This window comes from Shewanella sp. SM29, assembly GCF_025654245.1.
In the GTDB taxonomy this organism is placed as follows: Bacteria; Pseudomonadota; Gammaproteobacteria; order Enterobacterales; family Shewanellaceae; genus Shewanella; species Shewanella oncorhynchi.
This window is the reverse complement of sequence record NZ_JAKKRN010000032.1, coordinates 50901-57824: the sequence shown is the minus strand read 5'-3', so window position 1 is coordinate 57824 and position 6924 is coordinate 50901. Positions and strand designations below refer to the sequence as shown.

The window sequence follows — 6924 nt, the reverse complement described above, 5'->3', positions numbered from 1 at the left end:
TCTAAAGAGCCGTTCGAGACTAGGACGTTGATAGGCATGGTGTGTAAGCGTTGTGAGGCGTTGAGCTAACATGTACTAATGACTCGAGAGGCTTAACCATACAACCCAGATGGGTTTTACTGAAAATGTTCCAGACATTTTCTAGCACTTCCTCCTTCCATGGAGGTCGTACGAAAAGCCTTAGACAGAATACAGATACTTGATAAAGTTAAAGACTCAACAGAAAATCAGCTTTCCGAATTATTATTARCGTGRKCCAGAGATGGACACGGTAATAARCAGAATTTGCTTGGTGACAATAGCCTTGTGGAACCACCTGATCCCATCCCGAACTCAGAAGTGAAACGCAAACGCGCCGATGGTAGTGTGGGGTCTCCCCATGTGAGAGTAGGTCATCGCCAAGCGCCTAATTATCTCATTGAGATGTAACGAAGCCAGCTGAATAAGCTGGCTTTTTTGCGTCTGCAATTTGTAAAATCCAGCCTATTTTCTATTTAATTAGTCAGTTTTCCTCCTATTTTTCTCTCCTTAACACTCTCTTTCATTCTTCATGACATCAATAATAAGTAATGGTTGTCGGTTATTTGTACGGTTATTTTGTCAATGCTCCGATTTTGCTACAGCGATCTTAGTTCTCGATCGAGCCTAGCTATTGCTATTAGTTAAGCGGTTACTTACCTTATGTTTTAATTTATTGGGGTAGATAAGGATCTGAGATGAAGTTAGAGATGATTTGCACTGGGGAAGAAGTGTTGGCGGGACAGATTGTTGATACCAACGCCGCTTGGTTTGCCAGTACTATGATGGAGCATGGTGTCGAGATTCAGCGTCGAGTAACCGTCGGCGATCGCCTCGAGGATCTGATTGCGGTTTTCCAAGAACGTAGCTTACATGCAGATGTGATTCTCGTTAATGGTGGTCTCGGGCCGACGAGTGATGATATGTCTGCTTTAGCGATGGCGAAGGCGAAGGGCGAACCATTGGTTGAGAATGCGCAGTGGCGTGAGCGTTTAGAGGAGTGGTTTACCCGTAATAACCGTGAAATGCCTTTAAGTAATCTCAAGCAAGCTATGCTGCCAGCCTCAGCTGTGATGGTTGATAACCCAGTGGGAACCGCTTGTGGTTTTAGAGTTAAGCTTAACCGCGCTTGGTTATTCTTTACGCCTGGTGTGCCTTTTGAGCTGAAGCACATGGTTACAGAGCAGTTTGTGCCCTTTATTCGCGAAGAGTTTAACCTTGATGCTAAGGTCGCCTTAAAGAAACTATTGACCATAGGCCAAGGTGAGTCCGCTTTGGCAGATAAGTTAGAACCGCTAGAGCTGCCAGAAGGCATTACTATTGGTTACCGCTCTTCTATGCCGCATATTGAGATTAAGATTTTCGCCCGTGGCGAGAAGGCGATTGCAGTATTACCTCGCGTCGCTGGGCACATCAAAATGGTGCTGGGTACTGCGGTTGTCGCGGACGATAAAGCCACTCTTGCCGAAGAAATTCATTATAAGCTACTTAACTCAGGCTTGACCTTAAGCGTTGCCGAGTCTTGCACTGGCGGCATGATCACTAGCCAGTTAGTTGATTTCCCCGGCAGTTCATCTTACTTACAGCACGGATTAGTGACTTACAGTAATGAATCTAAAGTGCGCGTGTTAGGTGTTAATCCTTCAACCTTAGATGATCATGGTGCAGTCTCTATTGCGACTGTGGAAGAAATGGCTAAGGGGGCAAGGCAAATTTTAGACAGTGATTATGCGCTGGCAACCAGTGGAATCGCGGGGCCCGATGGTGGCACAGATGAGAAACCTGTGGGCACTGTGGCGATCGCTTTAGCAACTCGCGGCGGTGTTTACAGTCAGATGATTAAACTACCGAGACGTTCACGGGATCTGGTACGCAGTTTAAGTGCTGCTGTGGCTTACGATATGCTAAGACGTGAGCTTTTAGCTGAAGCTGTGATCGTCGATTATCAGTCGATTGGGCGATTCAGTAAGTAACTCTTATACGGGTATATATCCATTTATGCCCGCCAACAAAAATGCTCCCGAGGGAGCATTTTAACTTCTACAGAGATACAAAAATGGCAGATTATTTAGTGAACTTAAGCACTAATTTGCCTGGGGCAACTTGAATGCTTTCGGTCATTTTTGCCATCAGTGCTTGGTTACTGTCCTTGGTATCCAGCACATACACAGGCTGGTTTTCTAAGAATTGTCTTAGATAACCCATCACCTGCGGCGTGGCACTGCTAATCGCTTTTTCAATATCCTTGGGCGTTGATTCCACTTTGACTAATTCGAGTTGGCGCAGATAGACACTGTGCGTTGCGCTGTCATACCAAGGCTTGGCTTCGAAAGTCGTAGTGAGTTTGGCGCTCAATGGAAAGATCGGATTCTTAATTGATACTTGAGTTGCGGCACTTACGCTCATAGTGTCAGGTTTTACACCTAGCTTGACACTGATGTCGTTAATGCGCACTTCAGCGCCAACTAATTGATTGCCTTGTTTAACCTCAAAGTGGATCTCTTTACTGAGGTACTGCTCCATTTCATGCTCGCTGATACTGTACTGCGAGACGCAGCCGCCAAGCAGTACAGTCAGTCCCAAGCAAATCGTGCGGGAAAGTTTTTTCATTAACCAGTGTTTCTCATACCCGCTGCCACACCTGCAATGGTTAGCATTAGCGCTAACTGTACATGTTCAGACGCAGGAGTTTCGGTTGTTTCCTTACGTGTCCGCGCTAATAGCTCGGTTTGTAAGAAGTTTAATGGATCGATATACGGATTTCGCAGTTTAACTGATTCGCGATTCCACGGTGTATGCGCCATTAAACTATCCGATTTTGTCAGCTCAAGCACGACTTTAATGCCCAGATCTAAGCGTTGGCGCAAGGTTTCGCCTAAGTGATGCAATTCCTTAGGTACTAAACAGGTTTCGTAGTAGCGGGCCAAATTAGGTTCCGCCTTGGCGTAGACCATTTCCAGCATTGAAATGCGAGTGCTGAAGAAGGGCCATTCCCGCTCCATATCTTGCAGTAAGCCCATCTCACCGCGTTCACTGGCGGCTTGTAGTGCTTCACCTGCGCCGAGCCATGCAGGTAACATCAAGCGGTTTTGCGACCAAGCAAAAATCCACGGAATAGCTCGCAGACTTTCGATCCCACCATCGACACGACGTTTGGCTGGGCGGCTGCCGAGTGGCAGTTTTCCTAATTCCACTTCTGGCGTTGCCGCGCGGAAATAAGCCACAAAATCAGGTTCATCACGCACTATGCCACGGTAAGCACCCACTGATTCTTCTGCGATACGTTGCATGCAATTGCGCCATTCTTGCTTCGGCTCTGGCGGTGGTAACAGGGTTGCTTCCAATACGGCCGAGGTATACAGGGCCAAGCTTTGAACCGCGAGTTTTGGTAAGCCAAACTTGAAGCGGATCATCTCGCCCTGCTCAGTCACGCGAATGCGGCCATCTACCGAACCTGGTGGTTGCGATAGGATTGCTTTGTGTGCAGGACCACCCCCGCGACCAATGCTGCCACCACGGCCATGGAATAGTGTGAGCTTGACGCCCGCTTGTTTACAGACTGCCACTAACTGCTCTTGGGCGTGATACTGAGCCCAAGCCGCCGCCATAACACCGGCATCTTTAGCTGAGTCAGAGTAGCCAATCATGACCTCTTGCATGCCCTTGGTATAGCCACGATACCAGTCAATATCGAGCAAATCGGTAATACATGCAGCGGCGTTGTTTAAGTCGCTTAAGGTTTCAAACAGTGGCACCACGCGCATTGGATGCGAACAGCCTGTTTCTTTGAGTAACAGTAAAACCGTTAAGACATCCGATGGTTTACCCGCCATCGAAATCACATAGGATCCGAGTGCTTTTGCCGGATGTTTAGCAATCAAACGACAGGTATTAAGCACTTCGGCCACATCGGCCGAGGGTTGCCAGTTACTTGGGATCAGTGGACGACGGTTGCTGAGTTCACGTAATAAGAAGGCTTGCTTCTCAGTCTCGTCCCAATGGTTGAAATCACCCATGCCGAGATAGCGAGTTAACTCGGCGAGCACATCGCTGTGACGGCTGGCATCTTGGCGAATGTCGAGCCTGAGCATATGAATGCCAAAGCAGGCGAGACGGCGGAGAATGTCGAGCAATAAACCGTTGGCGATTAAGCGCATACCGCAGTCGGTTAAACTCTTATAGAGCATTTCTAGCGGCGCTTTGAGATCGCTTTCTTGCCAAATCAGGCTCGACTTATCGACTTCAGGATTGTGGCCTTCGATGCGCGCATTTAAATAATCTATGGTGTCACGCAGTCTTTGACGAATAGATCGCAGCACGTGGCGGTAAGGTTCGCAGCTGTTATTGGTATAAGCCTTTAACTCATCATTGGCTTCTTCCATCGACAGTTCACCGACCAGTAGGACTATGTCTTTTAAGAATAATCTGGCGGCAGCATGGCGGTTACGATCGAGCACCTCTTGGGTGACTTTTGCGGTAACAAACGGGTTGCCGTCGCGATCGCCGCCCATCCAGCTTGAAAAGCGCACTGGCGCGATATCAATCGGTAATTGCTGCCCTGTGCGTTGCTGCACTCGATCGTTAAGTTGTCTTAAGAAGTCAGGCACCGCATGCCAGAGTGACTCTTCAATGGTGGATAATCCCCAGCGAGCCTCATCTACTGGAGTTGGGCGCTCGCGGCGGATCTCATTGGTGTGCCATATTTGCGCGATTAATTGGCGCAGGCGCAGATTGATCTGTTGACGTTCTCTATCCGATAGTTGGTCGTTTTCTTGCTCTGTTAAGCAGTCGACAATGGCGGCGTATTTTTGGATCAGGGTGCGACGGGAAATTTCAGTGGGGTGCGCTGTTAGCACCAGATCGATATCCAGTGTTTTTAGACAGTCGAGCATTTTAGCTTGGTCGACACGACCATTGAGCATGCGGCCTAGGAGTTGTTCCACTGGGTCTGGCACGCAGACAAGTTCGTCGCAATTACGACTGATAGTATGAAATTGCTCGGATAAGTTAGCTAAGTTAAGAAATTGGTTAAAAGCTTTTGCAAAAGGGACTAATTCTTCGTCTGGCAAAGCTGTCAGTAACTCGAGCATTTGCTCTCTGGCGGCTTGATCGCCTCGGCGTGAGTCTTTGGCAAGCTTACGGATCTGTTCAACCTTCTCAAGAAAAGAGTCCCCAAGATGGGTACGCATAGTATCGCCAAGGATTTGGCCTAACATACTCACGTTCGATCTTAATGACGCATACATATCTGTCATATTGTCTGCCATGGTTACTGACATAGTTACTCCGAATAGAAAAACATGAAAATTCCGCTGTGCATTTAGCCCGTTAGCACAATACCTATCACTTGGGGCTATGGTCAACAGCAGAACTTATAACTTATACGACTGGCTTATCCGATATGCAACCAATCACGGTATTTGATGAAGAATATTCAATAGAAATGCGAAGTCACGCAATATTTTTTGATGATTAGTGCAAGTGAATATGAAGTGCATTATTTTATGCTTTGCAGACATGTATCTTAGCTGTTAATGAAAAGGACTGATTTTGACTCATGTTGACCCTGGATAACTGTGTTATTAACGAGTTAGCTGAATGGGAGGCGTGTCTTCGATATCCCAGTTTGAGCTTAAAATATGAAAATAAATTAAAAATATATATTCACATATATTGCATAAGTAGATCTTTGTGGTAGTCTAGCCATCAGTTGAGATGAGTCACCCCCTGTGACCTGTAGAGTGAATATCATGATGTACAGTATTAGCCTGACAGTGAATAAAATAACAACCTATTACGATTTCCTGCGACGATAGTCTTGTCATCATAGATATACGCGGTTGCGTGTAAGCTATTCATCTACTCTTTAAGTTTCTTTGATTCGGTTAATAAGACAAAACACATGAAAAATATCGCCATTATTGGTGCCAGTGGTTACACAGGCGCGCAACTGACCGCTTTAATCCATGCAGAAGCAGAGCTGACGATTCAGGGGTTGTATGTTTCTGAAAACAGTTTAGATAAAGGTAAACCTTTAGCGGATTTGTATCCTATTTATAGCCATATCGCATTAACGCTGTCGCCATTGTCCGATGAAGCTAAGGCAAAAATCGTTGCTGAAGCAGATGCCGTGGTCTTAGCGACTGAGCATTCAGTAAGCTTGCATTTAGCGGCTTGGTTTTATGCACAAGGTTTGGCGGTATTCGATTTAAGCGGTGCTTATCGTTTCAGCGATGTGGCGCAATACCCTAAGTGGTATGGCTTTGAGCATGAATATCCTGAAGTTTTAGCCAAAGCCGTATACGGCCTTGCCGAATGGAATGCCAAAGAAATCGCTGCGACTAAGATGATTGCCGTACCAGGTTGTTACCCGACTGCATCGTTGACAGCGTTAAAACCATTGGCGAGTTTACTGACATCGGCTTATCCGGTGATCAATGCGGTGAGTGGCGTAACAGGTGCGGGCCGTAAAGCGCAGTTACACACCAGTTTTTGTGAAGTGAGCCTGACACCTTACGGCGTATTAGGCCACAGACATCAACCCGAGATCGCCACTCAGCTTGGCCAAGAAGTGATATTTACACCGCACCTTGGTAACTTTAAGCGTGGCATTTTAGCGACCATTACCGTACAGCTAAAACCGGGCACAACGACTGCCGATGTGGCCGCGGCCTATAGCGTGTATGACAAGGCGCCATTGGTCACCGTGAAGCACAATCAGTTCCCGAAAGTGGACGATGTGGTGCTGACACCTAACTGCCACTTAGGTTGGAAGTTTGATGAGAATAGCGGTTACTTAGTGGTAGCCAGTGCCATCGATAATTTGATGAAAGGTGCTGCCAGCCAAGCGCTGCAATGCATAAAGATTCATTTTAACCTTTAATTGTTCATCCTTATTTAAGAGAG

4 protein-coding genes and 2 rRNA genes are annotated in these 6924 nt (G+C 46.8%); 4 read left to right on the top strand and 2 right to left on the bottom strand.

The genetic code is table 11. The features are described from left to right. The 3 genes from L5L77_RS18335 to L5L77_RS18325 form a co-directional block, all read left to right on the top strand. Positions 1 to 100: ribosomal RNA gene (locus L5L77_RS18335) — 23S ribosomal RNA — on the top strand; the annotation flags it as partial. Positions 101 to 288: 188 nt separating this feature from the next. Next, positions 289 to 404, top strand: a 5S ribosomal RNA gene (gene rrf / locus L5L77_RS18330). Positions 405 to 716: 312 nt separating this feature from the next. Then, complete coding sequence (locus L5L77_RS18325) at positions 717 to 1991, top strand: CinA family nicotinamide mononucleotide deamidase-related protein (protein ID WP_173496122.1); 1275 nt, start codon at positions 717 to 719, stop codon at positions 1989 to 1991. Positions 1992 to 2082: 91 nt separating this feature from the next. Here the strand turns inward: L5L77_RS18325 and L5L77_RS18320 are convergent, their stop codons facing one another. Continuing rightward, on the bottom strand, positions 2083 to 2628 hold the full coding sequence (locus L5L77_RS18320; RefSeq protein WP_263140922.1) for a DUF1439 domain-containing protein: 546 nt from the start codon (positions 2626 to 2628) through the stop codon (positions 2083 to 2085). After that, a complete protein-coding gene (gene ppc, locus L5L77_RS18315; RefSeq protein WP_113941466.1) occupies positions 2628 to 5297 on the bottom strand; it encodes a phosphoenolpyruvate carboxylase in 2670 nt (889 codons plus the stop codon). Before ppc ends, L5L77_RS18320 begins: the two co-directional genes overlap by 1 nt. Before the next feature lie 623 nt (positions 5298 to 5920). Here ppc and argC point away from each other — a divergent pair. After that, on the top strand, positions 5921 to 6901 hold the full coding sequence (gene argC / locus L5L77_RS18310; protein ID WP_014611729.1) for an N-acetyl-gamma-glutamyl-phosphate reductase: 981 nt from the start codon (positions 5921 to 5923) through the stop codon (positions 6899 to 6901). Positions 6902 to 6924: the final 23 nt, after the last annotated feature.